The 26086-nt window shown below is 71.6% G+C and carries 24 protein-coding genes; 15 read left to right on the forward strand and 9 right to left on the reverse strand.

Features of this window, described 5'->3' with window-relative positions; all coding sequences use genetic code 11:
* Nucleotides 1-21: 21 nt before the first annotated feature.
* On the reverse strand, nt 22-138 hold the full coding sequence (locus tag RM812_RS10210) for an SGM_5486 family transporter-associated protein (protein WP_311572115.1): 117 nt from the start codon (nt 136-138) through the stop codon (nt 22-24).
* 34 nt (nt 139-172) lie between these two features.
* On the reverse strand, nt 173-1576 hold the full coding sequence (locus tag RM812_RS10215; protein ID WP_311572116.1) for a CynX/NimT family MFS transporter: 1404 nt from the start codon (nt 1574-1576) through the stop codon (nt 173-175).
* A 70-nt stretch (nt 1577-1646) separates the two neighbouring features.
* On the opposite strand from RM812_RS10215, the gene RM812_RS10220 reads away from it, so the two are divergent.
* Nucleotides 1647-2339, forward strand: a complete 693-nt coding sequence (locus tag RM812_RS10220) for a FadR/GntR family transcriptional regulator (RefSeq protein ID WP_311572117.1) — start codon at nt 1647-1649, stop codon at nt 2337-2339.
* Nucleotides 2340-2442: 103 nt separating this feature from the next.
* On the opposite strand, the gene fabI is transcribed toward RM812_RS10220, so the two are convergent.
* Together fabI and fabG are read right to left on the reverse strand one after the other, a co-directional pair.
* Nucleotides 2443-3210 (reverse strand): enoyl-ACP reductase FabI, encoded by a 768-nt coding sequence (fabI, locus tag RM812_RS10225; RefSeq protein WP_311572118.1) that lies wholly within the window; start codon nt 3208-3210, stop codon nt 2443-2445.
* 5 nt (nt 3211-3215) lie between these two features.
* Nucleotides 3216-3920 carry a 3-oxoacyl-[acyl-carrier-protein] reductase gene (fabG, locus tag RM812_RS10230; RefSeq protein ID WP_311572119.1) on the reverse strand — a complete coding sequence of 235 codons (705 nt, stop codon included), beginning with the start codon at nt 3918-3920 and terminating at the stop codon, nt 3216-3218.
* Between the two features lie 275 nt (nt 3921-4195).
* Here fabG and RM812_RS10235 point away from each other — a divergent pair, with 275 nt between their 5' ends.
* The 3 genes from RM812_RS10235 to tyrS all read left to right on the forward strand — a co-directional run bounded on the left by RM812_RS10235 (nt 4196) and on the right by tyrS (nt 8441).
* The gene (locus RM812_RS10235; RefSeq protein WP_311572120.1) at nt 4196-5719 is read left to right on the forward strand and encodes a TldD/PmbA family protein; all 1524 of its coding nucleotides are present in this window, start codon (nt 4196-4198) and stop codon (nt 5717-5719) included.
* Entirely contained in the window at nt 5716-7110 is a 1395-nt protein-coding gene (locus RM812_RS10240) for a metallopeptidase TldD-related protein (RefSeq protein ID WP_311572121.1), read from the forward strand. Before RM812_RS10235 ends, RM812_RS10240 begins: the two co-directional genes overlap by 4 nt.
* Before the next feature lie 62 nt (nt 7111-7172).
* Nucleotides 7173-8441, forward strand: coding sequence for a tyrosine--tRNA ligase (gene tyrS / locus RM812_RS10245; protein ID WP_311572122.1), 1269 nt, complete (start codon nt 7173-7175; stop codon nt 8439-8441).
* Between the two features lie 78 nt (nt 8442-8519).
* On the opposite strand, the gene RM812_RS10250 is transcribed toward tyrS, so the two are convergent.
* The gene (locus RM812_RS10250; RefSeq protein ID WP_311572123.1) at nt 8520-8801 is read right to left on the reverse strand and encodes a GlsB/YeaQ/YmgE family stress response membrane protein; all 282 of its coding nucleotides are present in this window, start codon (nt 8799-8801) and stop codon (nt 8520-8522) included.
* Between the two features lie 259 nt (nt 8802-9060).
* Between RM812_RS10250 and RM812_RS10255 the strand changes: the two genes are divergently transcribed.
* The gene (locus tag RM812_RS10255) at nt 9061-9459 is read left to right on the forward strand and encodes a DUF3099 domain-containing protein (protein ID WP_311572124.1); all 399 of its coding nucleotides are present in this window, start codon (nt 9061-9063) and stop codon (nt 9457-9459) included.
* A 210-nt stretch (nt 9460-9669) separates the two neighbouring features.
* Nucleotides 9670-9912: a hypothetical protein gene (locus tag RM812_RS10260; protein WP_311572125.1), complete on the forward strand. Its 243-nt coding sequence runs from the start codon at nt 9670-9672 to the stop codon at nt 9910-9912.
* Nucleotides 9913-10005: 93 nt separating this feature from the next.
* On the opposite strand, the gene moaA is transcribed toward RM812_RS10260, so the two are convergent.
* From moaA to RM812_RS10275, 3 genes are all read right to left on the reverse strand, one after another.
* Complete coding sequence (moaA, locus tag RM812_RS10265; protein ID WP_311572126.1) at nt 10006-10995, reverse strand: GTP 3',8-cyclase MoaA; 990 nt, start codon at nt 10993-10995, stop codon at nt 10006-10008.
* Nucleotides 10996-11174: 179 nt separating this feature from the next.
* Nucleotides 11175-12812, reverse strand: a complete 1638-nt coding sequence (locus RM812_RS10270; RefSeq protein ID WP_311572127.1) for a solute symporter family protein — start codon at nt 12810-12812, stop codon at nt 11175-11177.
* Nucleotides 12809-13165, reverse strand: coding sequence for a DUF485 domain-containing protein (locus RM812_RS10275; protein WP_311572128.1), 357 nt, complete (start codon nt 13163-13165; stop codon nt 12809-12811). Before RM812_RS10275 ends, RM812_RS10270 begins: the two co-directional genes overlap by 4 nt.
* A gap of 265 nt (nt 13166-13430) precedes the next feature.
* On the opposite strand from RM812_RS10275, the gene RM812_RS10280 reads away from it, so the two are divergent.
* From RM812_RS10280 to RM812_RS10290, 3 genes are all read left to right on the forward strand, one after another.
* Entirely contained in the window at nt 13431-14975 is a 1545-nt protein-coding gene (locus RM812_RS10280) for a S8 family peptidase (RefSeq protein WP_311572129.1), read from the forward strand.
* 53 nt (nt 14976-15028) lie between these two features.
* Nucleotides 15029-16552 carry a S8 family peptidase gene (locus tag RM812_RS10285; RefSeq protein WP_311572130.1) on the forward strand — a complete coding sequence of 508 codons (1524 nt, stop codon included), beginning with the start codon at nt 15029-15031 and terminating at the stop codon, nt 16550-16552.
* 173 nt (nt 16553-16725) lie between these two features.
* Complete coding sequence (locus RM812_RS10290) at nt 16726-18117, forward strand: CoA transferase (RefSeq protein ID WP_311572131.1); 1392 nt, start codon at nt 16726-16728, stop codon at nt 18115-18117.
* A gap of 170 nt (nt 18118-18287) precedes the next feature.
* Here the strand turns inward: RM812_RS10290 and RM812_RS10295 are convergent, their stop codons facing one another.
* Nucleotides 18288-18935, reverse strand: coding sequence for a TetR/AcrR family transcriptional regulator (locus RM812_RS10295; protein ID WP_311572132.1), 648 nt, complete (start codon nt 18933-18935; stop codon nt 18288-18290).
* Nucleotides 18936-19062: 127 nt separating this feature from the next.
* Here RM812_RS10295 and RM812_RS10300 point away from each other — a divergent pair, with 127 nt between their 5' ends.
* From RM812_RS10300 to RM812_RS10325, 6 genes are all read left to right on the forward strand, one after another.
* Nucleotides 19063-20508, forward strand: a complete 1446-nt coding sequence (locus RM812_RS10300; protein WP_311572133.1) for an amidase — start codon at nt 19063-19065, stop codon at nt 20506-20508.
* A 120-nt stretch (nt 20509-20628) separates the two neighbouring features.
* Nucleotides 20629-21636, forward strand: a complete 1008-nt coding sequence (locus RM812_RS10305; protein ID WP_394816438.1) for a CopD family protein — start codon at nt 20629-20631, stop codon at nt 21634-21636.
* Nucleotides 21637-21920: 284 nt separating this feature from the next.
* Entirely contained in the window at nt 21921-22907 is a 987-nt protein-coding gene (locus tag RM812_RS10310) for a DEDDh family exonuclease (protein ID WP_311572134.1), read from the forward strand.
* 89 nt (nt 22908-22996) lie between these two features.
* Nucleotides 22997-23230: a hypothetical protein gene (locus RM812_RS10315; RefSeq protein WP_071528763.1), complete on the forward strand. Its 234-nt coding sequence runs from the start codon at nt 22997-22999 to the stop codon at nt 23228-23230.
* A 149-nt stretch (nt 23231-23379) separates the two neighbouring features.
* Nucleotides 23380-24171 (forward strand): SURF1 family cytochrome oxidase biogenesis protein, encoded by a 792-nt coding sequence (locus RM812_RS10320; RefSeq protein ID WP_311572135.1) that lies wholly within the window; start codon nt 23380-23382, stop codon nt 24169-24171.
* Between the two features lie 122 nt (nt 24172-24293).
* Nucleotides 24294-26081, forward strand: a complete 1788-nt coding sequence (locus RM812_RS10325) for a glycoside hydrolase family 15 protein (RefSeq protein WP_311572136.1) — start codon at nt 24294-24296, stop codon at nt 26079-26081.
* Nucleotides 26082-26086: the final 5 nt, after the last annotated feature.

Consider the following 26086-nt stretch of genomic DNA (forward strand, 5'->3'; position numbering starts at 1 on the left):
ATCGGACGGAGGCGGACGGGATCACGGCGAGGCGATCGTCGCGACGATGCCGATGATCACGAAGATGGCGAGGAAGGAACCGAAGACGATCATCATCTTCTTCTGGCCCTGCTGGGGGTTCGGGTCGAGGACTGGCATGCGCCAAGTCTCGCATCCGTCGCCCGCGCCACGGTCAGCGGGCCGCTTCCTCTTCCACCGTTCGGTCGCGTCCCGCCAGGAAGCCCACCACCATCTGCGGCACCATCAGGGCGCTCATCAGCGTGATCGGCAGGCCCCAGCCGCCGCTGTGCTGGTAGAGCACGCCCACCAGGAGCGGACCCGGGATGGAGATCAGGTAGCCGGTGCTCTGCGCGAAGGCGGACAGCTGGGCGACACCCGTACCCGTCCGGGCCCGCATCCCGACCATGGTCAGCGCGAGCGGGAAGGCGCAGTTGGAGACGCCGAGCAGCACGGCCCAGACCCAGGCGCCGCCGGCCGGGGCGAAGTACAGGCCGGCGTATCCGGCGAGCCCGCACACGCCCAGTACCAGCACGATCGGCCCCTGGTGCGGCAGTCGCGTCGCCACGCGCGGGATGACGAAGGCCAGCGGCACGCCCATCACCATGATGACGGCCAGCAGCAGTCCGGCGGTACCGGCGGACACGCCGGCGTCCCGGTAGATCTGGGCCATCCAGCCCATGGTGATGTAGGCGGCGGTGGCCTGGAGGCCGAAGAAGACGGCGAGCGCCCAGGCCGTACGGCTGCGGGTGATCCGCAGCACGGGCTGCTCGGCGGGCCGCTCCGCCGGCCGGCCCTCGGGCCCGGTCGCGGGCGCGGCGGCGTCGGAGGCGTCCCGCGCGGACGACGGCGGCGTGGACGACGGCGGCGTGGGCGGCGCCTTGCGGTCCCGTACGAACGGGATCCACGGCAGTACGGCGGCCGCCGCAAGCGCGGCCCACACCGCGAGGCCGGGCTGCCAGTCGCCGCCCAGGGCGTTCGTCACGGGCACGGTCGCCGCGGCGGCGATCGAGGTACCGAAGGCGAGGGCCATCGAGTACAGGCCGGTCATGGAGCCGACCCGGTCGGGGAAGAACCGCTTGACGATGACCGGCATCAGGACGTTGCTGACCGCGATGCCCATCAGCGCGAGGGCACTGGCGGCCAGGAAACCGGCCGTTCCGCCGGCGTACGGGCGTATCAGCAGGCCCGCGGTGATGGCCACCATGCCCGCGCAGACCACCGCGCCCGGTCCGAAGCGGCGGGCGAGCCGCGGGGCGGCGACACCGAAGACGGCGAAGCAGAGCGGGGGTACGGAGGTGAGCAGTCCGGCGACGCCGCCGCTCATGCCGAGCCCGTCGCGGACCTCTTCCAGGAGCGCGCCCAGGCTCGTGATGGCGGGGCGCAGGTTGAGCGCGGCCAGGACGATGCCGACGAGGAGCAGGCGGGTCGTCCACGCCGTCCACGCGCGCGTGCCGGGCGCCCCGGGCGCCTCGTCGGACACCGGGGCGCCGTGCGCGGCCGACTCGCCGAGGGCCGCGGACTTCGGGGTTTCCGTCCGAATCTCCGTCCGGGTTTCGTCACTCATGAGACCCATCATAGAATCATAGGATGATTGGTTGTCCATGATCGTCCATGACTGGTTGTCCACTCACGTGCGAAGGTGAGCCATGCCACTGAGCCATCCCCGCCGCTCGGCACTGTCCGAGCAGGTCATCGCCTCGCTGCGGCAGCAGATCACCTCGGGCGAGTGGCCGGTCGGCTCCCGCATCCCCACCGAGCCCGAGCTGGTCGAACAGCTCGGGGTCGCCCGGAACACCGTCCGTGAGGCGGTTCGCGCGCTGGCCCACAACGGCCTGCTCGACATCCGCCAGGGCTCCGGCACGTACGTGGTGGCGACCAGCGAGCTGGCGGGTGTGATGCAGCGCCGGTTCGCCGAGGCCGACCCACGGCACATCGCCGAGCTGCGCTCCACCCTGGAGTCCGCCGCCGCCCGGCTCGCGGCCGAGCGGCGCACGGAGAAGGACCTCAAGCAGCTCGACGCGCTGCTGGTGCGCCGTGCGGAGGTCTGGGAGACGGGCGACACGGAGGCGTTCGTGACGGCGGACGCGACGTTCCACCTGGCCGTCGTGGCCGCCTCCCACAACGACGTGATGACCGCGATGTACGCGGATCTGGGCGAGGTGATGCGGGACTGGCTGCGCGAGGACGTCGGCACCGAGCTGACGCCCGGGACGCACATGGACCACACACGGCTGGTCGACGCCATCCGCGCGGGTGACGCGGAGACGGCCGGGCAGGAGGCGGCCGGCTATCCGTTCCTGTGCCGGCCGGGCCGGACCGGTTCCCCCGGGCGCGGCTGACCCAGGTCGCCCGGTCTCCTTCCGGCGCCGAACGGGTGACACGCCAAGGGCCCGCGTCCGGGACGGACACGGGCCCTTGGACTCCGCTCGCTCAGGCGCGCGGTCAGGCGCCGATGGCGTGCAGACCACCGTCGACGTGGACGATCTCGCCCGTGGTCTTCGGGAACCAGTCGCTCAGCAGCGCGACGACACCGCGACCGGCCGGCTCCGGGTCCTTCAGGTCCCACTCCAGCGGGGAGCGGCTGTCCCACACGGAGGCGAGCTCGGAGAAGCCCGGGATGGACTTGGCGGCCATGGAGCCGAGCGGGCCCGCCGAGACCAGGTTGCAGCGGATGTTCTGCTTGCCCAGGTCACGGGCCATGTACCGGCTGGTGGCCTCCAGGGCGGCCTTGGCCGGGCCCATCCAGTCGTACTGCGGCCAGGCGAACTGCGCGTCGAAGGTGAGGCCGACGACCGAGCCGCCGTTCTGCATCAGCGGCAGGCAGGCCATGGTCAGCGACTTCAGGGAGTACGCCGAGACGTGCATGGCCGTGGCGACCGACTCGAACGGCGTGTTCAGGAAGTTGCCGCCGAGCGCGTCCTGCGGCGCGAAGCCGATGGAGTGCACGACGCCGTCGAGGCCGCCGAGCTCCTCGCCGACGATGTCGGCCAGTCGCCCGAGGTGCTCGTCGTTGGTGACGTCGAGCTCGATGACCTTGGTGGGCTTCGGCAGCTTCTTGGCGATGCGCTCGGTCAGCGTGGGCCGCGGGAACGCGGTCAGGATGACCTCGGCGCCCTGCTCCTGGGCGAGCTTCGCCGTGTGGAAGGCGATGGACGCCTCCGTCAGCACACCGGTGATCAGGACGCGCTTGCCCTCGAGAATTCCGCTCATGGTGATCAGTGACCCATTCCCAGTCCGCCGTCAACGGGAATGACGGCTCCAGTGATGTACGAGGCGTCGTCCGAGGCGAGGAACCGCACCGTCGCGGCGATCTCCTCGGGCTGCGCGTACCGGCCGAGCGGCACCTGCGACACGATGCCCGCCCGCTGCTCGTCGGTGAGCACCTGGGTCATGGCGGTGTCGACGAAGCCGGGCGCGACGACGTTGAAGGTGATGTTGCGCGAGCCCAGCTCACGGGCGAGGGAGCGCGCGAAGCCGACCAGCCCGGCCTTGGAGGCGGCGTAGTTCGCCTGACCCGCGGAGCCGAGCAGTCCGACCACCGACGAGATCAGCACGACGCGGCCCTTCTTGGCGCGCAGCATGCCGCGGTTGGCGCGCTTGACGACCCGGAAGGTGCCGGTGAGGTTGGTGTCGAGGACGGAGGTGAAGTCCTCCTCGGACATGCGCATCAGCAGCTGGTCCTTGGTGACGCCGGCGTTGGCGACCAGGACCTCGACGGGGCCGTGGGCTTCCTCGATCTCCTTGTAGGCCTGCTCCACCTGCTCGCTGTCGGTGATGTCGCACTTGACGGCGAGGAAGCCCTCCGGCGGCTCGCCCGAGCGGTATGTGATCGCGACCTTGTCGCCGGCGTCGACGAAGGCGCGGGCGATGGCGAGGCCGATGCCCCGGTTGCCTCCGGTGACGAGAACCGAGCGGCTCAACGGATCACCCTTTCGATTGCGTTCTGGTACCCGCCCGAACACCCGGTTTTCAGGCGGCGATGACAGGCGGCTTCCTCGAAAACCTATCGGTCCCCGCCCGTCCGCAAAGAATGGGGCACCCACAGTGGCTTACGGGACTCACTGTTGGATCCCTACAGAAATGGGCACGGCCCAGCCGGAAAGGTGTGGTCCCCGTCCGGCCCGACGCGACATGATGCGGCGCAGCCCCCGGTGTCGCTGCAGACGACCGGTCACGTCGACAGGAAGAGACACAGGTGCCTCACAGCATCGACGAAGCCTTCACGGCACTCCCCCTACGCGCCCTCGCCGACGCCGCCCTCGCCCGCGCGCGGGCGCTCGGTGCCGAGCACGCGGACTTCCGGCTCGAGCGGATCCGCAACGCGTCCTGGCGTCTGCGGGACGCCAGGCCCGCCGGGTCCTCGGACACCACCGACCTCGGGTACGCGGTGCGCGTGGTGCACGGCGGCACGTGGGGCTTCGCGTCCGGTGTGGACCTCAGCCTCGACGCCGCCGCCAAGGTCGCCTCGCAGGCGGTGGCGATGGCCAAGCTGTCCGCGCAGGTGATCCGGGCCGCCGGGTCCGACGAGCGGGTGGAGCTGGCCGGCGAGCCCGTGCACGCCGACCGGACGTGGGTCTCGTCGTACGAGATCGATCCGTTCACCGTGCCCGCCGAGGAGAAGTCGGCCCTGCTGGCCGACTGGAGCGCGCGGCTGCTGGCGGCCGACGGGGTCGACCACGTGGACGCCTCGCTGCTCACCGTGCACGAGAACAAGTTCTACGCCGACACCGCCGGAACCGTGACCACGCAGCAGCGGGTGCGGCTGCATCCCGTGCTCACCGCGGTGTCGGTGGACGACTCCAGCGGTGAGTTCGACTCCATGCGCACCCTGGCACCGCCGGCCGGGCGCGGCTGGGAGTACCTGAGGGGCACCGGCTGGGACTGGGACGCCGAGCTGGCCGAGATCCCGGAGCTGCTGGCCGAGAAGATGCGCGCGCCGAGCGTCGAGGCCGGGCTGTACGACCTGGTCGTCGACCCGTCGAACCTGTGGCTGACCATCCACGAGTCCATCGGGCACGCGACGGAGCTGGACCGGGCGCTCGGTTACGAGGCCGCCTACGCCGGGACCTCCTTCGCGACCTTCGACCGGCTCGGCAAGCTGCGCTACGGCTCGGAGCTGATGAACGTCACCGGCGACCGCACCGCCGAGCACGGCCTCGCGACCATCGGGTACGACGACGAGGGCGTCGAGGGGCAGTCCTGGGACCTGGTCAAGGACGGCACGCTGGTCGGCTACCAGCTCGACCGGCGGATCGCGAAGCTCACCGGGTTCGAGCGGTCCAACGGGTGCGCGTACGCCGACTCCCCCGCCCATGTGCCCGTGCAGCGCATGGCCAACGTGTCGCTGCGACCGGATCCCGGCGGCCTGTCGACGGAGGATCTGATCGGGGGCGTGGACCGGGGGGTCTACGTCGTCGGGGACCGGTCCTGGTCCATCGACATGCAGCGCTACAACTTCCAGTTCACCGGGCAGCGGTTCTTCCGGATCGAGAACGGGCGGCTCGCCGGGCAGCTGCGGGACGTGGCCTACCAGGCGACGACCACCGACTTCTGGGGGTCCATGGCGGCCGTCGGCGGCCCGCAGACGTACGTCCTGGGCGGTGCCTTCAACTGCGGCAAGGCCCAGCCGGGACAGGTCGCGGCCGTCTCCCACGGCTGCCCGTCCGCCCTCTTCAAGGGAGTCAACATCCTCAACACCACGCAGGAGGCGGGTCGATGAGCGCGCGCACGAGCAAGCCGCACGAGATCGTCGAGCGGGCGCTGGAGCTGTCCCGGGCGGACGGGTGTGTGGTGATCGCCGACGAGGAGTCCACCGCCAACCTGCGCTGGGCGGGCAACGCGCTCACCACCAACGGCGTCACGCGCGGGCGCACCCTCACCGTCGTCGCCACCGTCGACGGCCGGGAGGGCACGTCGTCCGGGGTCGTCTCGCGCTCGGCCGTGACCGTGGAGGAGCTGGAGCCCCTGGTGCGCGCCGCCGAGGCCGCCGCGCGGGGCGCCGGACCGGCCGAGGACGCCCAGCCGCTGGTCACGGGCGTCCCGGTCTCGCCCGACTTCACCGACGCGCCCGCCGAGACGTCGTCGGCCGTGTTCGCCGACTTCGCCCCGGCCCTCGGGGAGGCGTTCGCACGCGCGCGTACGGGCGGACGGGAGCTGTACGGCTTCGCCAACCACGAGATGACCTCGACGTACGTGGGGACGTCCACCGGGCTGCGGCTGCGGCACGACCAGCCCAACGGGACGCTGGAGGTGAACGCCAAGTCGCCGGACCGCACCCGCTCGGCGTGGGCGGGGCGTTCCACGCGGGACTTCAAGGACGTCGACCCGGCGGCGCTCGACGCCGAGCTGGCCGTGCGTCTCGGCTGGGCCCGGCGGCGGGTGGAGCTGCCCGCCGGACGGTACGAGACGCTGCTGCCGCCGACGGCGGTCGCGGACCTGCTGATCTACCAGCTCTGGTCGGCCTCGGGGCGGGACGCGGCCGAGGGGCGCACGGTGTTCTCGAAGCCGGGCGGCGGCACCCGCCTCGGCGAGCGGCTCGGCGAGCTGCCGCTGACCCTGCGCAGCGATCCGCACGAGCCGGGCCTGGAGAGCGCGCCCTTCGTGATCGCGCACGCCTCCGGCGGTGACCAGTCGGTGTTCGACAACGGGCTGCCGGTGGCCGCGACCGACTGGATCCGCGCGGGCGAGCTGAACCGGCTGACGACCACCCGGCACAGTGCCTCACTGACCGGGCTGCCGGTGGCGCCGGCGATCGGCAACCTCGTCCTGGACGGCGGCACCGACCGCTCGCTGGAGGAGATGGTGGCCGGCACCGGGCGCGGGCTGCTGCTGACCTGCCTGTGGTACATCCGCGAGGTCGACCCGGCGACGCTGCTGCTGACCGGGCTGACCCGGGACGGCGTCTATCTCGTCGAGAACGGCGAGGTCGTCGGCGAGGTGAACAACTTCCGGTTCAACGAGTCGCCGGTGGGTCTGCTGGGCCGGGCCACGGAGGCCGGGCGCACCGAGAAGACCCTGCCCAGGGAGTGGGGCGACTGGTTCACCAGGGCGGCGATGCCCGCGCTGCGCGTTCCCGATTTCAATATGAGCTCTGTCAGTCAGGGCGTATAACCTCGTAGTCGGCTGTCACCCGACTGCCCGAAGATCATGAGCAAGTAGGAGACACGAGAACCGTGACGGACATCGTCGACGAGCTGAAGTGGCGCGGGCTGTTCGCCCAGTCCACCGACGAGGACGCTTTGCGCAAGGCTCTCGCGGACGGTCCCGTCACGTTCTATTGCGGTTTCGACCCGACCGCGCCGTCCCTGCACGTGGGGCACCTGGTGCAGGTGCTCACCGTGCGCCGGCTCCAGCAGGCCGGTCACCGGCCGCTGGCGCTGGTCGGCGGCGCGACGGGCCAGATCGGCGACCCGCGCCCGACCGCGGAGCGCACGCTGAACTCGCCGGAGACCGTCGCGGGCTGGGTCGAGCGGCTGCGCGGCCAGATCGAGCCGTTCCTGTCGTTCGAGGGCGAGAACGCGGCCGTGATGGTCAACAACCTCGACTGGACCGCGAACCTGTCGGCGATCGAGTTCCTGCGGGACATCGGCAAGCACTTCCGCGTCAACAAGATGCTGACCAAGGACTCCGTCGCCCGCCGTCTGGAGTCCTCCGAGGGCATCAGCTACACGGAGTTCAGCTACCAGCTGCTCCAGGCGATGGACTTCCTCCAGCTCTACCGGAGGTACGGCTGCACGATGCAGCAGGGCGGCAGCGACCAGTGGGGCAACCTCACGGCCGGGCTGGACCTGCTGCACCGGCTGGAGCCGGACGCCGGCGTCCACGCCTACGCGACGCCGTTGATGACCAAGGCGGACGGCACCAAGTTCGGCAAGACCGAGGGCGGCGCCGTCTGGCTCGACCCGGAGATGACGACGCCGTACGCGTTCTACCAGTTCTGGCTGAACGTGGACGACCGCGACATCTCGACGTACATGCGCATCCTGTCCTTCCGGTCCCGCGAGGAGCTGGAGGAGCTGGAGCGGCAGACCGAGGAGCGTCCGCAGGCCCGGGCCGCGCAGCGCGCGCTGGCCGAGGAGCTGACGACGCTGGTGCACGGCGCCGACCAGACGGCCGCCGTGATCGCCGCGTCCAAGGCCCTCTTCGGCCAGGGCGACCTCGCGGAGCTGGACGAGAGGACGCTGGCCGCGGCCCTCTCCGAGGTGCCGCACGTCAGGGTCACCGAGCTCGGCCCGGTCGTGGACCTGTTCGCGGAGGTCGGCCTGGTGGCCAGCAAGTCCGCCGCGCGCCGCACGGTGAAGGAGGGCGGCGCCTACGTGAACAACACCAAGGTCGCCGGCGAGGACGCGGTCCCCGCCGAGGAGGACCTGCTGCACGGGCGCTGGCTGGTGCTGCGCCGCGGCAAGAAGAACCTGGCCGCGGTGGAGCTCACGGGGGCCTGAGCATCCGCGGGAGGGGGCGGTCTCCGGTGCCGTGCGGTGCCGGAGGCCCGCCCCTTCGCCGTACGCGTCCCGGGCCCGTCAGGCCCGTTCGCGCCGCCTGTTGCCCCGCACCGCCATGTAGGCCGCGTCGCCGACGCCCACGATGATGATCGCGGCCACGAGCTGGAAGATGTGCCGCATCCAGTCGATGCCGCGGGTCGCCTCCACCCCGACCGCCCGTGCGATCGCGTTGCCGGCGATGGCGCCGAGCATGCCGAAGATGGTGGTCAGCCACAGGGGGCTGTGCTGCTTCCCGGGGATGACCGCCTTGGCGATCAGACCGAGCACGAAACCTACGATGATCGCCCACAACCAGCCCATGGCTGCCTCCTCATACGGCTTACGCGAGCATTGGAGCCAGTTTTCGGCCGTACGGCGTATGGCGCATGCCGGGTACGACCGAACGGGTCACCGGCCTGCGCGGTGCGGCGCACGCCGTGCGCGCGGAACACGGGTGCCCCCGGTCTCGTGGGCGGCGCAGGAGCGGCGTAACGTGGAGTGTTGTCCGGGACCGGAGTCCCCGAGCGGCCGCGGACGGAAGCGGGGCGGGGAGTCCGATGCGGGCGGATGGTGGAACCAGATGCGGAAGCTGAGTGCCGGCGGCAATGCCGAGGTGTTCCGGATCACCGGGGCCCGGGCGGGTCTCCATGACGATGTGCGCGGGCGGCAGCGCCGGTACATCATCTCGATGTCGATCCGTACGGTGTCGGTGGTCCTCGCGGCCTGCCTGTGGAACGTGGAACGGCACGTCGCGATCGTGGCCCTGATCCTCGGGGCGGCCCTGCCCTACATCGCCGTCGTGATCGCCAACGCCGGGCGCGAGAACGCGCCATCGTTGCCGTCGACTTTCGTGACGGTGCCGACGCCGCCGATGATCATGCCGTCGCGCGCCGAGGACGGTTCCGCGGAATCCGTCCCGGAGGACGCCGTGTCCCATCCGGCGCCGGGCGCGGCAGGTGAGCCGCGCGCTCGCTCGTGATCGCGGAGCCCTCGTGGGGGCGGGCGTCGATTCCGCGCCAGGTCCAAGAACTGCTCAGATGAATCATGTTGTTCCGGTGCCGGGCGATGGGTGACCCGTGACATACTTCGTACGCGCTCCGCATCCCCCGTCGGAGCGACGGACCGACGCCGGGCAGCTCCCCCCGTGGCTGCCCGGCGTCGCCTTTTTCCGCGGTTGTGAGACGAACCTGTGAGTGACGAGAACACCCCGACCTGCTCCGCCAAGGGCTGCCGCTCCGCCGCCGTGTGGGTGCTGGCGTGGAACAACCCGAAGATCCACACGCCGGAGCGCCGCAAGACGTGGACCGCGTGCGAGGAGCACCGGGAGCATCTGTCCCAGTTCCTCGGCGTGCGGGGCTTCCTGAAGGACGTGGTCCCGCTGGCCGACTGGGAGTCCGCCGGGAGCTCCGGGAGCGCCCAGGGGCCTGTCTGACCATTCCCGTCGTCCGCCCGGAGGGCGGGCCGCGCGGCATCCGGAGCGTGCGTGCCGGGCGCCGCGCGGCAGGCGGGAATGGTCAGACAGGCCCTAACCTCCGATCGCCGACATCGGCCGGTCGGGCTGCACGAAGGACGGGTCGTCGAGGCCGGCGCCGGCCTTCTTGCCCCACATGGCCAGCCGCCAGATGCGGGCGATCTCCTCGTCGGGAGCGTCGGAGCGCAGGGCGGCGCGCAGGTCGGTCTCCTCGGTGGCGAACAGGCAGGTGCGGACCTGGCCGTCGGCGGTCAGGCGGGTGCGGTCGCAGGCCGAGCAGAACGGGCGGGTGACGGAGGCGATGACGCCGACGCGGTGCGGCCCGCCGTCCACGAGCCAGCGCTCGGCGGGGGCCGAGCCGCGCTCCTCGGAGCCCTCGGCACTGAGCTCGAAACGGGTGCGCAGCGAGGCGAGGATGTCACCGGCGGTGACCATGCCCTCGCGCTTCCAGCCGTGCTGGGCGTCCAGGGGCATCTGCTCGATGAAGCGCAGCTCGTACTCGTGCTCGACGGCCCAGGCGAGCAGGTCGGGGGCCTCGTCGTCGTTGAGCCCCGGCATCAGGACGCTGTTGACCTTCACGGGGGTCAGGCCGGCCTCACGGGCGGCCTGAAGGCCTTCCAGGACGTCCTTGTGGCGGTCGCGGCGGGTGAGGGTCTTGAAGACGTCCGGGCGCAGCGTGTCCAGCGAGACGTTGACCCGGTCCAGGCCCGCCGCCTTCAGAGCGCTCGCCGTGCGCCTCAGGCCGATGCCGTTGGTCGTGAGGGACATCTGGGGGCGCGGCTCGAGGGCGGCGACGCGCTCGACGATGCCGACCAGGCCGGGGCGCAGCAGCGGCTCCCCGCCGGTGAAGCGGACCTCCTCGATGCCGAGCGAGGTGACCGCTATGCCGATCAGGCGGACGATCTCGTCGTCCGTGAGCAGGTCGGGCTTGGCCAGCCACTGCAGGCCCTCTTCGGGCATGCAGTAGGTGCAGCGCAGGTTGCAGCGGTCGGTGAGCGAGACCCTCAGGTCGGTGGCCACTCGGCCGTAGGTGTCGATGAGCACGTGGGCCCCCTCCCTCGACGCGGATCGGAGGAGCGCTTCCCTCCTCCGACACCTGCGAGCCTACGTGACCGGTCCGACAACGGCAGCGGCCCGATCCCACGACGCGGGACGCGGCCGCGTCGTAGGGATCTACGAGCGGCCGCGTGCCCGGTGGCGCGGTGCGTGGCGCGGGGTGCGGCTCAGTGCGCTCCGGTGCCGGTCAGGGACCGCACCTCGAGCTCCGCGTACTTGGCCTTGTCGGGCTCCTCCTTGGACAGGACCGTGCCCAGCCAGCCCATCAGGAAGCCGAACGGGATGGAGATGATGCCCGGGTTCTTCAGCGGGAACCAGGCGAAGTCGACGTCGGGGAACATCGCCTTCGGGTCGCCGGAGACCACGGGCGAGAAGAGCACCAGGCCGACGGCGACGATCAGACCGCCGTAGATCGACCACAGGGCGCCCTGGGTGGTGAACCGCTTCCAGAACAGGCTGTACAGGATGGTCGGCAGGTTGGCGGAGGCGGCGACCGCGAAGGCCAGGGCGACCAGGCCGGCCACGTTCAGGTCGCGGGCGAGGGCACCGAGCGCGATGGAGACGATGCCGATGAAGACGGTCGCCCAGCGGGCCGCCTTCATCTCCTCCTTGTCGGTCGCCCGGCCCCTGCGGATGACGTTGGCGTAGATGTCGTGCGCGAAGGAGGACGACGAGGCGAGGGTGAGGCCGGCGACCACGGCGAGGATGGTCGCGAAGGCGACCGCCGAGATGGTGGCGAGCAGGATCGCGCCCCAGGCCGAGTCGACGCCGCCGACGTGCAGGGCGAGCAGCGGCGCGGCCGTGTTGCCGGACGGGTTGGACGCGATGATCTCGTCCTGCCCGATGAGCGCGGCGGCGCCGAAGCCGAGCGCGATGGTCATCAGGTAGAAGGCGCCGATGATGCCGATCGCCCAGTTGACGGACTTACGGGCGGCCTTGGCGTTGGGCACCGTGTAGAAGCGGATCAGGATGTGCGGCAGGCCGGCCGTGCCGAGTACCAGGGCGATGCCCAGGGAGATGAAGTCCAGCTTGGAGGTGCCGGTGGCGCCGTACTGGAGGCCGGGCTCCAGGAAGGCCGAGCCCTTGCCGCTGTTCTCGGCGGCCGTGCCGAGCAGGTCGGAGATGTTGAAGTCGAACTTCAGCAGCACCAGGAAGGTGATCAGGATGGTGCCGCCGATCAGCAGCACGGCCTTGACCATCTGGACCCAGGTGGTGCCCTTCATGCCGCCGATGGTGACGTACACGATCATCAGGACGCCGACGAGGGCGACGATGAGGATCTTGCCCGCGTCGGAGGTGATGCCGAGCAGCAGCGAGACGAGGACGCCCGCGCCCGCCATCTGGGCCAGCAGGTAGAAGATCGAGACGACGATCGTGGAGGTGCCGGCGGCGGTGCGCACCGGGCGCTGGCGCATGCGGTACGCGAGGACGTCGCCCATCGTGTAGCGGCCGGAGTTCCTGAGCGGCTCGGCGACCAGGAGCAGCGCGACCAGCCAGGCGACCAGGAAGCCGATGGAGTACAGGAAGCCGTCGTAGCCGAAGAGGGCGATCGCGCCGGCGATGCCGAGGAAGGACGCGGCCGACATGTAGTCGCCGGAGACGGCGAGTCCGTTCTGGAAGGCGCTGAACTGGCGCCCGCCGGCGTAGAAGTCGGCGGCGTCCTTGGTCTGGCGGCCCGCCCAGACGGTGATGACGAGCGTCGCGACGACGAAGACCGCGAAGAGCGTGATGATGAGCGGCCGGTGCTCGCTGGCCTCGTTGGCGGCGAGATCGGCGGCGAGGAAGGTGTGCTGTGCGGAGCTCATGCGCCGCCCTCCATCCGGGACTTGATGGCCTCGGCCTTGGGGTCGAGCTTCGCGGCGGCGTGCCGCGAGTACCACCAGGCGATGAGGAACGTGGTGACGAACTGGGCGAGTCCGAAGACGAGCGCGACGTTGATGTTGCCGAACAGCTTGGTGCCCATGAAGCCGCCGGCGTAGTTCGACAGCATCACGTACAGCAGGTACCAGGCGACGAACGCGATCGTCAGCGGGAAGGCGAAGGAGCGGAAGGAGCGGCGCAGTTCGGCGAACTCAGCGCTCTGCTGCACTTCGGAGAACTCCTGGGCGGACGGAAGTGGGCGTTCCTCTTTCGAGGGGGGCGGGGCGTCGGTGGCCACGGAGTCTCCTCGTACGACGGACATGACGGCTTGGACCTCGGTGTTCTCACGGGGGCCTGATCGTGCTCGGGCTCCCTGTCCAACGACACGGCGCCTCGGGGGGACCGGTTCAACCCCGGGGGCACTTTCCGAAGTCACTCGCGGCGGGTCATTGCTGGCCAGTGACTTCGGGAGATAGCTTCGCCCTGCACCACTGCGTCATGTACCTGCCCGAGCAGCACCTGTGCCTCGGGCCGGTCTCGTTTCCGGATGATGTGGAGACCCCATGGTTCATCTGCGTTCCAGACGGCGGCTCGCCCTCGCCGTACCGGTCGTGCTCTCGCTGACCGCGTCGCTGGGCTTCCTGCCGGCCGCCGCCTCGGCCGCTCCACGCGCGCAATCCGCTGCAGAGGCCGCGCAGGCCGACGCCGCGGACGCGCCCGGCCTGGCGTACGTCGTCAACACGAGGACGGACCGACGCACGATCGCGTCGGTGAAGCGGGCGATAGCCGAGGCCGGCGGCGAGGTGGTGGCCGCGTACGAGAAGATCGGCGTGCTCGTCGTCCACTCGGCCGATGCGGGCTTCGGCCCGGAGATACGCAAGGTCCCCGGAGTGCAGTCGGCGGGCGCGACCCGCACCGCGCCGCTGACCGCCGCGGGGACGACGGACGAGGGCGCCGCCGAGCCGCTCTCCGCCGAGCAGGCCGCGAGGACCGCGAAGGCCTCCGCGGCCACGGGGGCCGGCGAGCCGCTGGAGGCGGACCAGTGGGACCTGCGCGCGATAGGCGCCGACAAGGCCGCCAAGATCAACCCCGGCAGCTCCGAGGTCACCGTCGCCGTCATCGACACCGGCGTCGACGACACCCACCCCGACCTCGCCCCGAACTTCTCCGCATCCCAGTCCGCCAACTGCGTCGGCGGCAAGGCGGACACCAGCGAGGGCGCCTGGCGGCCGTACACCGCCGAGGACTACCACGGCACCCATGTGGCCGGCGAGATAGCCGCCGCCCGCAACGGCATCGGCGTCGCCGGTGTCGCGCCGGGCGTGAAGGTGTCGAGCATCAAGGTCAGCGACCCGGACAACGGGCTCTTCTACCCCGAGAACGTCGTGTGCGCGTTCGTGTTCGCCGCCGACCACGGCGTGGAGATCACGAACAACAGCTACTACGTGGACCCGTGGCTGTACAACTGCATGGACGACCCCGACCAGCGCGCGATCGTCGACGCGGTCAACCGGGCCCAGTTGTACGCCCAGCGCAAGGGCACCCTGCACCTCGCCTCCGCGGGCAACTCCAACCACGACCTGGACTCCGACGCGATCGTCGACGACTCCAGCCCCGACGACTCCACACCGGTGACGCGGACCATCGACCCGCACGAGTGCTTCGACGTGCCGACCCAACTGCCGGGCATCGTCACCGTCAGCGCGACGGGCGTGGACAAGGAGAAGTCGTACTACTCCTCGTACGGCCGGGGTGTCGTCGACATCGCGGCACCGGGCGGCGACCGGCGCTACCAGATCCCGGACACGCCGTCGAAGGACGGCCGCATCCTGTCGACGATGCCGAACAACGAGTACGCCTACCTCCAGGGCACGTCCATGGCCTCGCCGCACGCCGCCGGTGTCGCCGCGCTGCTCAAGTCGAAGTACCGGCACGCCTCTCCCGCCACGCTGCAGGCGCTGCTGAAGGCCCAGGCGGACAACCCGGGCTGCCCGGCCTCCTACGACCAGGACGGCGACGGCGCGCAGGACGCGACGTGCGAGGGCGGCAAGCGCGTCAACGGCTTCTACGGCTTCGGCATCGTCAACGCGCTGCGCGCGGTGAAGTGACCGGCGCAGACGGCTTCTTCGGTCCCCTCTCGAACCCACTGGAGACATCGCACATGACAGCGTCCCACCCGCGTCACCGCCGCGCCCTCGCGATCCCGGCCGGCATGGCCGTGGCCGCGTCCCTGGCGTTCCTGCCGGGCGTCCCGGCCTCCGCCGCCGAGCCGGCTCTCCCGGCCACGGCCACGGCCGACGCGTCCTCGCTCAGCTACGTCGTCAACGTCCGTTCCGGACACGGCGTCCCGGCGCAGGTGAAGCGGGCGATAGCCAAGGCCGGCGGCACGATCGTGACGTCGTACGACCGGATCGGCGTGATCGTCGTCCACTCGTCGAACCCCGACTTCGCCAAGACCGTGCGCACGGTGCGCGGCGTGCAGTCGGCCGGTGCCACCCGTACCGCGCCGCTGCCCTCGGCCGCGACGACCGACACGGGCGCGCCGCAGGTGCTCAGCGGCCGGGAACTCGCCGCCGCCGAGGCCGCCGAGGGACAGGACCCGCTGGAGTCCCTCCAGTGGGACCTGCCCGCCATCAAGGCAGACAAGGCGCACGAGAAGTCGCTGGGCAGCAGCAAGGTGACCGTCGCGGTGATCGACACCGGCGTCGACGACACGCACCCGGACATCGCGCCGAACTTCGACCGGCAGGCGTCGGTCAACTGCGTGGCGGGCAAGCCGGACACCACCGACGGCGCCTGGCGGCCGAGCGCGGCGGAGAGCCCGCACGGCACCCACGTGGCCGGGGAGATCGCCGCCGCCAAGAACGGTGTCGGCATGACCGGCGTGGCGCCGGGGGTCAAGGTCGCGGGCATCAAGGTGTCCAACCCCGACGGCTTCTTCTACACCGAGGCCGTGGTCTGCGGCTTCATGTGGGCGGCCGAGCACGGCGTCGACGTGACCAACAACAGCTACTACACCGACCCCTGGTACTTCAACTGCAAGAACGACCCGGACCAGAAGGCGCTCGTCGAGGCCGTCTCCCGGGCCTCGCGGTACGCGGAGAAGAAGGGCGCGGTCAACGTCGCCGCGGCCGGCAACGAGAACTACGACCTCGCGGCCGACGAGATCACCGATCCGGTCTCCCCGAACGACTCCACGCCCTCGGACCGGGTGATCGACCCGTCCGAGTGCTACGACATACCGACCCAGCTGCCGGGTGTCGTCACGGTCGCGTCCACCGGCGCGAAGGGCCTCAAGTCGTCCTTCTCCAACCACGGTCTGGGCGTCATCGACATCGCCGCGCCCGGCGGCGACTCGACGGCCTACCAGACGCCGGCGCCGCCGGCCACCAGCGGGCTGATCCTGGGCACGCTGCCCGGCGGCAAGTGGGGCTACATGGCCGGTACGTCGATGGCGTCGCCGCACGCCGCGGGTGTCGCGGCCCTGATCAAGTCGACGCACCCGCACGCCTCCCCCGCCATGGTCAAGGCCCTGCTGTACGCCCAGGCCGACGCCACGCCGTGCACCAAGCCGTACGACATCGACGGCGACGGCAAGGTCGACGCGGTGTGCGAGGGTTCGAAGAACCGCAACGGCTTCTACGGCTGGGGCATGGTCGACGCGCTGGACGCGGTGTCCCGGTGACCGGTGCCCTGGTGACTGGTGCCTGATGAACACCACGCGCGCGTGAAGCGGGCCGGGGCGGTCGACCGGCCCGCTTCACGCGTACGGGCACGGGACGGGCGCGGGACAGGCGCGGGTATGTCGTGATCTTCGTCATGCCGCGCTGATCCGGCCGATGGCGCATAGTGCCTCCCATGGAAGGCATCGAGGACGTGTGGTCCGCGCTGGGGGGTGACCCCTCGCTGGTTTTCCGGGTGTCGGTGGTCTCACGTTCCGGGGCACTCGACGCGCGGCTTCCGGTACGGGAGTCGGCGCGTGCCTGCGTCGCCGCGTGTGCGCTGGCCGCGGCCGAGCTGGGGGCACGGCGGGCCGGGCTCGCGGAGGTGCCCGGGGTGCGGGTGGACGACGGGGCGGTCGCCGCGGCCTTCACCAGTGAACGGCACCTGCGGGTCGACGGGCGGGAGCCGGTGTCGTTCGCGCCGCTGTCGCGGCTGTGGCGGACGGCCGACGGATGGGTGCGGACGCACGCGAACTACCCGCACCACCGGGAACAGCTGCTGGGCGCGCTGAAGGTGCCTCAGGACGTGGCCGCGGTGGAGTCGGTACTCGCCGAGCGGTCCGCTCCGGAGGTCGAGGAGACCGTGTACGCGGCCGGCGGACTGGCCGTGGCGCTACGGACGCCCGAGCAGTGGGCGGCGTCCGCGCAGGGCGGCGCGGTGGCCCGGCTCCCGTTGGTGGAGCGCGGGCGGCTGGACGCGTCCCCCGCGCGCGTGTTCCCGTCGGTCTCCTCGTCCTCCGCGTCTCCCCTGCCGCCCATGGGCGGGGTGCGCGTCCTGGACCTGACCCGGGTCATCGCGGGCCCGGTCGCCACCCGCACGCTCGCCCTGCTGGGCGCGGACGTGCTGCGCGTGGATCCGCCGGGGCTGCCCGAACTCGCCGACCAGCAGGCCGACACGGGCTTCGGGAAGCGGTCCGCGACGCTGGACCTGACGGCCGACAGGGAGACGTTCGAGGCGCTGCTCGGCGCGGCCGACGTCGTCGTCACCGGGTACCGGCCGGGCGCGCTGGACCGGTTCGGGCTGTCCCCCGAGGCGCTCGCCGGACGCCGGCCGGGGCTGGTCGTGGCGCAGCTGTCGGCGTGGGGTGCCCAAGGGCCGTGGGCCGGGCGGCGCGGCTTCGACAGCCTGGTGCAGGTGGCCACCGGGATCGCCGTCCTCGAGGGGACGGCCGGGCGGCCGGGCGCGCTGCCCGCGCAGGCCCTCGACCACGGCACCGGCTATCTGCTGGCGGCCGGGGTGCTGCGGGCGCTGACCGAGCAGTCGTACGAGGGCGGCAGCCGGTACGTCCGGTTGGCGCTGGCACGGACCGCGGCCTGGCTGACGACCGGGCTCCGGCCGGACGAGGCCGGCGCCGCCGACGACGCCGGTGATACGGCGTACGCGGGGCCGGAGCCCTGGCTCGCCGAGCGGGACAGCAGGCTGGGACGGCTGCGGTACGCCCTGCCGCCGGTCTCCTTCACGGGCGGCCCGGCCGACTGGGTCCGGCCACCGGGTCCCTGGGGCGCGGACGCGGCACGGTGGACGTGACGTGCCGCTCATCGCCTCGGGGATCGAGGAGCCGTCGGGGCACCGGAATGCAGCACTGAGGACCAGGACCAGGACCTGGACCTCGCCGGGCGCCGCTGCCGGGCCGGGCCGCCCTGGGCGATGACCGACGCCGAACACGGGCAGCCCGATACGCCTGTCACTTCTTCGCCTCACCCGGCCCGCTCTGCACGGGGGCTCAAGGTGGTGTGAGGAGGCCGGGCCGGTTGCTCCCAGAGGCCGGCCAGGTGTGCGTGGAGGACGTCGTGTGCCTCGTGCGAGGTGAGGTGGCCGATGAGGACGTGCGAGGTGAGGCCGTCCGCGAGGGCGAGGAGGGTACGGGCCTCGCGTTGTGCATCGAGGGGCACGGCGCGGCCGACGCCCTCGCCCGCTTCCGAGATGAGGCGGGTGAACGTCTCCTGCAGGAGTGCGTAGTTCGCCTTCAGCGTCCTTGCGAGCACCTTGCTGACAGTCGCCTGCGCGACGAAGGCGAGCCAGACCCTGGCCTCGGCGCGGTGCTCCTCCTGGAGCAACGAGATCTCGGTGGCCGCGTGCCCCAGGGCGGTACCGGCCGACTGGGCCGGGCTCCTGACGAGGCGGGCTTGTACGCGCTCCATGATCCGCTCACTGATGTGCTCGAGAGCGAACACGAGCATCCCTTCCTTGGTGCGAAAGCACCGCTGCACGGCGCCCATCGACACCTGCGCGCGGGCCGCGACGTCGCGGAGGGTCACCCCCTCCAGCCCGCGTTCGTCGGCAAGGTGACAGACGGCCTCGGCGATGAGGCGGCGTCGGCCCACGTGATCCACCTGCCTGGGCACGCCCGGTCGCCTCCTTGTTTCGCAGCGCTCTGGTCTCCCGGCACTTTATGCGATGCGCACGTATCGGTTCCAGGGTACGGTCGTTTCCGATGCAAGCGCATCGAAACGTGGACGGGGAGGAAGAGCCATGCAGGACGCCCTGTGGAAGATGCCGGCCGCCGCGCAGGCGGAGGCCGTGCGCAGCGCACGGGTCTCGGCTGTCGAACTGGTCGACAGTCACCTGGATCGGATCGCCGAGATCAACCCTCGGATGAACGCGGTCACGCAGCTCCTGGCGGACCGCGCACGTGAGGCCGCGGCGCGGACGGACCGTCGGCGGGCAGCCGGGGAAACGCTGGGATCACTCGCGGGCGTGCCCTTCACCGTGAAGGAGAGCACCGCCGTCGAAGGCGTGCCGACCACGTTCGGCACGGAGCGGTTCCGCGATCTGGTGGCATCGGCCGACGCACCCCCGGTGGCACGGCTGCGCGCGGCCGGGGCCATCCCCATCGGGCACAGCAACATCCCCACCATGATCCTGGCGGGGATGCACACGCGCAGCGAGCTGTTCGGCGACACGGTCAATCCGTGGGACAGCAGCAGGACCCCGGGCGGCTCCAGCGGGGGCGACGCGGTGGCCGTCGCCACGGGCATGGCGGCGCTCGGGCTCGGCAACGACTCCGGCGGGTCGGTGCGCATCCCGGCCCAATTCTGCGGTGTGGCCGGGCTCAAGCCGTCCACGGGCCGGTTCCCCGCCGACCACCGCGTTCTCGGCCCGGACGATCCCGGCCCGGCGTCCCAGATGCTGGTCACCGACGGCCCGCTGGCCCGGAGCGTGGGCGATCTCCGGCTTGCTTACGAAGTGCTGGCCGGGACCGATCCGCGAGACCCACGCGCCGTGCCGGTGCCCGTCTACGGGGAAAGGCTCCCCGGACGCGTGAAGGTCGCGGTCGTGGTGGACCCCGGCGGGCACGGCGTCCACCCCACGGTTCGCGGAGCCATCGTCACCGCGGCCGACGCCCTGCGTGACGCCGGGTACGACGCGCGCGAGGTGGAGGACGTGCCGCGGATGGACGAGGCCCTCGCGGCCTACGGCCGGATCACCGTGACCGAGTTCGCCCCGACCTGGCCGGTGGTGCGCAAACTGCTCGGCAGAGGCGGGGACCGCTACATCGAGATGATGATGGAGCAGACCCCGCCCGCAAGCGCGGACGAGTTCATGAAGTTGATGGGCACCTGGATGAACATCCGCCGCTCATGGGCCGAATTCCTGGACGCATACCCGCTCTTGCTCGGCCCGGTCTTCACGGAGCCACCGGTCGAGCCGGGGCTGGAGTCGCGTGACGGATCCGGGAGGGACCGGGTCGGCTCGGGAATGCGGCTGTGCACCGTGACCAGCTTCGTGGGCGTACCCGGTGTGGCCGTACCGACCGGGATGGTCGACGGACTCCCCTGCGGTGTGCAGATCGTCGGGCGCGCGTTCCGGGAGGACCTCTGCCTGGGCGCGGCCCAGGCGATCGAGGACCGGCTCGGAGTTCTCACACCGGTCGACCCCCGCGTGGGAGGCCGGGTCGATCGATCCCCCGGGTCATAGAGGGCGCGCACCATCGGCGCCCTCTTGGAGGTGGGGTCATGTCCCCATGTACGGAATGCCGGACCGCCAGTTGTTTTCCGGAACTTGCCCGGATCTGGAGGAGCTGGTGAAGATCTCCGGGTGACCTTGACAAGACGCCTGTCCCGGACCGCCGACACCGGACGGCACGCGCGGCCCTCCGGTACCGGCCGAACCGTGGCCGTCCTGGTGCTGGTGGTGCTGGCCGCGCTGATACCCGTCCTCGGCCCGTCCCCCGCGCTGCAGGGCACCGGGGAGGCGAAGGCACCCGGCACCGGCGGCATCGCCCTGCTGCGCACGGTGCTCTTCGCGGCGCTGAGCGTCCCGGTCGGCGAGCTCTTCGTGAACCGGCTCGCCCGGACGCTCCCCGACGCTCCGGGGGACCGGCCCCGCAGCTGGTCACCGTACGCGGCCGTCGCCGGGTTCCTCGCCTCACTGGGTCTGGCGTCGGTCGTCGCCACGGGCAATCTGGTCCCGGACGGTCTCGCCGCGATCGACGTCGGCGGCCTCTACGAGACCCGTGACGGCAAGCTCGCGCTGCTGGAGGTCAACGCGTTCCTCGCGGCCGGCCTGTGCGCCACCTCGCGCCGGCCGGGACTGCAGGTCTGGCCGTTGGCCGCCGTGATCGTCGCGGAGGCGCTGCGCGCGCACCCCACGACCGAGTACAGCCCGCTGATCGGCTCCGGTCTGACCCTCGTCCATCTGACGTGCGCTTCGCTGTGGGTGGGCGGGCTGCTGTACGCGCTGCGGATCCTGCGGCGGTGGCGGGGCGCCGCGGCGGGCCCGGCCCTGCTGGGGCTCTACGCGCGCGTGGCGGTCGTTCTGCTCGCGGCCATCACGGCGACCGGGGTGTGCAGCTCGCTGCGCCGGATGCCTCCGGGCACGCTCCTGGACCAGCTGACGGACACGGCGTACGGGCGGGTCCTGCTCGCCAAGGTGATCCTGGTGGCCGCCGTCGCCGCTCTCGCCCTGTGGGCCAGGATCCGGCTGGGCCGCGCGGCCGACCCGCTGGCCGCCTGCTCGCCCGCGCGCGCGGAGGTGGTCGTCCTGGGGGTGGTGGTCGCGGTCTCCGGACTGCTGACGGCGCTTCCGGTGCCGATCCGGTGGTGAGCAGGCGACGTGACCGACAGAGAGCATCCCGGGTCGCGTGCCACGGGTCGATTCGCTCGTTCGGGGGCGATCCGACCTCCACGCGCGCGTGGCCTCGGGCGCGTCCCGACGGGTCGGCCGGGAACGGGCAAACCGGACAACATTCCGCCCCGCCCGGTGCGGTCAACCCGGGCTCAGGTGTTCGGGCCGTCGCCCTGCGGAAGTTGACGCGGTGACCGGCCGCCGGGCGCGACGGGGCACCTGGCGGACCGTGCTGTCAGTCGCGGCCCGTATCCTCATGGACCATGCTCGAAGACCGCACGACCGCAGCGTCGTCCGCCACGGTGTGGCCGGCCGCGTATCCACAGGGGTACGCGGTCGTTGACGTGGAGACCACCGGCCTGGCCCGCGACGACCGCATCATCTCCGCGGCCGTCTACCGGCTGGACGCCCGCGGCGAGGTCGAGGACCACTGGTACACGCTGGTCGATCCGGAGCGGGCCCCGGGCCCGGTGTGGATACACGGCCTGACGAGCGAGGTGCTCCGGGGAGCACCTCGCTTCCCGGACATCGCCGAGGAGTTCGCGGCCCGGCTCGACGGGCGCGTGCTCGTCGCGCACAACGCCGTCTTCGACTGGCAGATGATCGCCCGCGAGTACGCACGCGCGAAGCGCGAGGCGCCGGTGCGTCAGCGGCTGTGCACCATCGCGCTCTCCAAGGCACTGTCGCTTCCGCTGCCCAACCACAAGCTGGAGTCGCTGGCCGCGCACTTCGGCGTCGTACAGCAGCGGGCGCACCACGCGCTGGACGACGCGCGCGTGCTGGCGGAGGCGTTCCGGCCGAGCCTGCTCGCCGCGGCGGCGGGCGGCGTACGGCTGCCGCTGCACGAGTGCCGGCCGCTGACCGAGTGGACGGACCGGCCCGCGCCCCGGATCGGGCAGCAGGCGGGCTACGGCGGTCACCGGCAGAGCAGTTGGCGCCCCTCCCGCAAAAGGCCCGCATGCCCCTATCCCAACCCGGGCCGGTATGAAGAGGGCAAACGCCTCAAACAGGGTATGCGGGTCGCCTTCTCGGGGGACACCTCCGTCGAACGGGATCTGCTGGAGGACCGCGCCGCCGAGGCCGGGCTGCACGTCGCCACCAGCCTGTCCCGGCTGACCAGCCTGCTGGTCACCAACGACCCGGACTCCGGCACGTCCAAGGTGGTCAAGGCCCGCCAGTTCGGCACTCCGGTGGTGGACGAGGCGGCGTTCGGACAGCTGCTCGCGGACGTCGAGCCCGCGGACGGCTGAGCCGCGGTGAGCCGTACGGACGGGTGATTCCGGGCGACTCGCCCGGCGCCCGCTCGCCCGCGTCGCGGCGACGGCTCACCCTGTGGCGCATGGCGACATGCGAAGTCTGCGGCAACAACTACGGAATGACCTTCGAGGTCCACGCCCAGGGAGCGGTGCACGTCTTCGACTGCTTCTCCTGCGCGATCCACCGGATGGCCCCCATCTGTGAGCACTGCCGGGTGCAGATCATCGGGCAGGGCGTCGAGGTCGAGGGCCACTGGTACTGCGGCGCCCACTGCGCCCGCGCCGAGGGAAGGGCGGGGATCGTCGACAAGGTCTGAGGCCACGCGTGACCACCGGGCGAAGCCGCCGTTGACCACCGCGCCGCCGCGGCAACGACGTCGAACGTGCTCCCCGCCGACGCGGGGATACGGCCCCCAGCGGGACCCCTCCCCCGCTGGAGCCGATCCCCGCAAGGTACCGTCGTGGGGTGTACCGCTTCCTGTTGTCCCGCCAGTGGGTGATCCTCACCCTCGTGGCGCTCGCGCTCATCCCGACGATGATCGAGTTGGGCTTCTGGCAGCTGCACCGCCACGAGCACAGGGTCGCGCTGAACAAGGTGATCGCCGACTCGTTGGCGGCGGAGCCGGTGCCTGCCGAGTCCATGACCTCGCCGGGAGCGGAGGTGGAGGACGAGGACCTCTACCGCCGGGTGACGGCGAAGGGCCGCTTCGACCCGGCCGACGAGGTCGTCGTACGCCGCCGCACCAACGCGGACGACAGGGTCGGCTACCACGTCCTGACCCCCTTCGTCCTCGACGACGGCAAGGTCCTGATGGTCAACCGGGGCTGGATCCCGTCGAACGGCGCGAGCCAGACCGCGTTCCCTGAGATCCCGGCGCCCCCGAAGGGCGAGATCACCGTCACCGGCCGGCTGATGCCCGACCAGACGACCGAGGACAGCGGCATCAAGAACGTCGAGGGCCTGCCGGACCGCCAGGTCATGCTGATCAACAGCGAGCAGCAGGCCGAGCGGCTCGGCAAGCAGGTCCTCGGCGGCTACGTCGAGCTGACCTCCCCGAAGCCGCAGGGCGACACGCCCGAGCTGATCGCGGCCCCCGACCACGACAGCATCGGCAACCACATGGCGTACGCCGTCCAGTGGTGGCTCTTCTCCGCGGGCGTCCCGATCGGGTGGTTCGTCCTGGCCCGCCGCGAGGCGCGGGACCGGGTGACGGAGGACGAGGGGGAGACCGCGGAGGCGGAGCCCGCGGCGGTGTAGCCCGCGGCGGTGCGGTCGGCAGTGGTGCGGCCCGCGGTGGTGCGGCCGGGACGGGGCCGGACGGGCGTCGGCCGCGCAAGGGGATCCGATTGTTCCGCCCCCGGTCGGGAAGACGGAAATCCGTGCACCCCCGCATCGAGGACTACGCGCTCATCGGCGACCAGCAGACCGCGGCCCTGGTCGGCACGGACGGTTCCGTGGACTGGCTCTGCCTGCCCCGCTTCGACTCCGCCGCCTGCTTCGCCAAGCTCCTCGGCGACGAGGACAACGGACACTGGCGCATCGCCCCCAAGGGCGCCGAGCGCTGCACACGGCGTGCCTACCGGCCCGACACCCTCGTCCTGGACACCGAGTGGGAGACCGAGGACGGCTCGGTGCGGGTCACCGACCTGATGCCCCAGCGCGACCGCGCCCCGGACCTCGTGCGCGTCGTGGAAGGTCTGAGCGGTGAGGTCACCGTGCACAGCGTGCTCCGGTTGCGCTTCGACTACGGCTCGGTCGTCCCGTGGATGCGCAGGGCCGACGGGCACCATGTGGCCGTCGCCGGACCGGACTCGGCGTGGCTGCGCAGCGAACCCGAGGTGCGCAGCTGGGGCCGGGACTTCGCGACCCACGCTGAGTTCACGATCGCCGCGGGCGAGAAGGTCGCGTTCGTGCTCACCTGGCACCCCTCGCACGAGCCGCGCCCGCCGCTGATCGATCCGTACGTCGCGCTGGAGCACAGCGTCGAGGACTGGCGGGCCTGGGCCGCCCACTGCCGCTACGACGGTCCCTGTCGGGACGCCGTCGTCCGCTCCCTGATCACCCTGAAGGCGCTCACCTACAAGCCCACCGGCGGCATCGTGGCCGCTCCCACCACCTCACTGCCCGAGGAACCGGGTGGCGTGCGCAACTGGGACTACCGCTTCTGCTGGCTGCGCGACTCCACCCTCACCCTGGGCGCCCTGCTGGCGGCCGGGTACCTGGAGGAGGCCGAGGCCTGGCGCGACTGGCTGCTGCGCGCGGTCGCGGGCAGTCCGGAGGACCTGCAGATCATGTACGGCCTCGCCGGCGAACGGCGGCTGCCCGAGTTCGAGCTGCCGTGGCTGTCCGGTTTCGACGAGTCGACGCCGGTGCGGGTCGGCAACGACGCGGTGAACCAGCTCCAGCTGGACGTGTACGGCGAGGTCATGGACTCGCTGTCGCTGGCCCGGCTGGCGGGCATGCACCCCCAGCCGCAGATGTGGGAGCTGCAGTGCGCCCTGATGGACTTCCTGACAACGGCGTGGCGGCAGCCCGACGAGGGGCTGTGGGAGGTGCGCGGCGGACGTCGGCAGTTCGTGCACTCGAAGGTGATGACGTGGGTCGCCCTGGACCGGGCGGTGCACACGCTGGAGGAGCATCCCGAGCTGGGCGGCGGTGACCCGGACGGCTGGCGCGCGCTGCGCGAGGAGGTGCACCGCGAGGTGTGCGAGAAGGGCTACGACCCGGACCGCAACACCTTCACCCAGTCCTACGGTTCGCGGGAGCTGGACGCCTCTCTGCTGTTCATCCCGCGCGTGGGATTCCTCCCACCGGACGACCCGCGGGTCGTCGGCACGGTCGACGCGATCGGCGAGGAGCTGACCCGGGGCGGCCTGGTGCGCCGCTACAGCACGGAAGGGGACCCGGTCGACGGGTTGCCGGGCAGCGAGGGGACGTTCCTGGTGTGCTCGTTCTGGTACGCGGACGCGCTGCACGCGACCGGCCGGACGAAGGAGGCCAGGGAGCTCTTCGAGCGGCTGGCGGGGCTCGCCAACGACGTGGGGCTGCTCGCCGAGGAGTACGACCCGGCGGCCGGCCGTCAGCTCGGCAACTTCCCGCAGGCGTTCAGCCACATCGGACTGGTGAACACGGCCCTCGCCCTGTTCGGGGACGAGGGGGCAGGATAGGGGCC

This window comes from Streptomyces lancefieldiae (genome assembly GCF_031845825.1).
GTDB classification, from domain to species: Bacteria; Actinomycetota; Actinomycetes; order Streptomycetales; family Streptomycetaceae; genus Streptomyces; species Streptomyces lancefieldiae.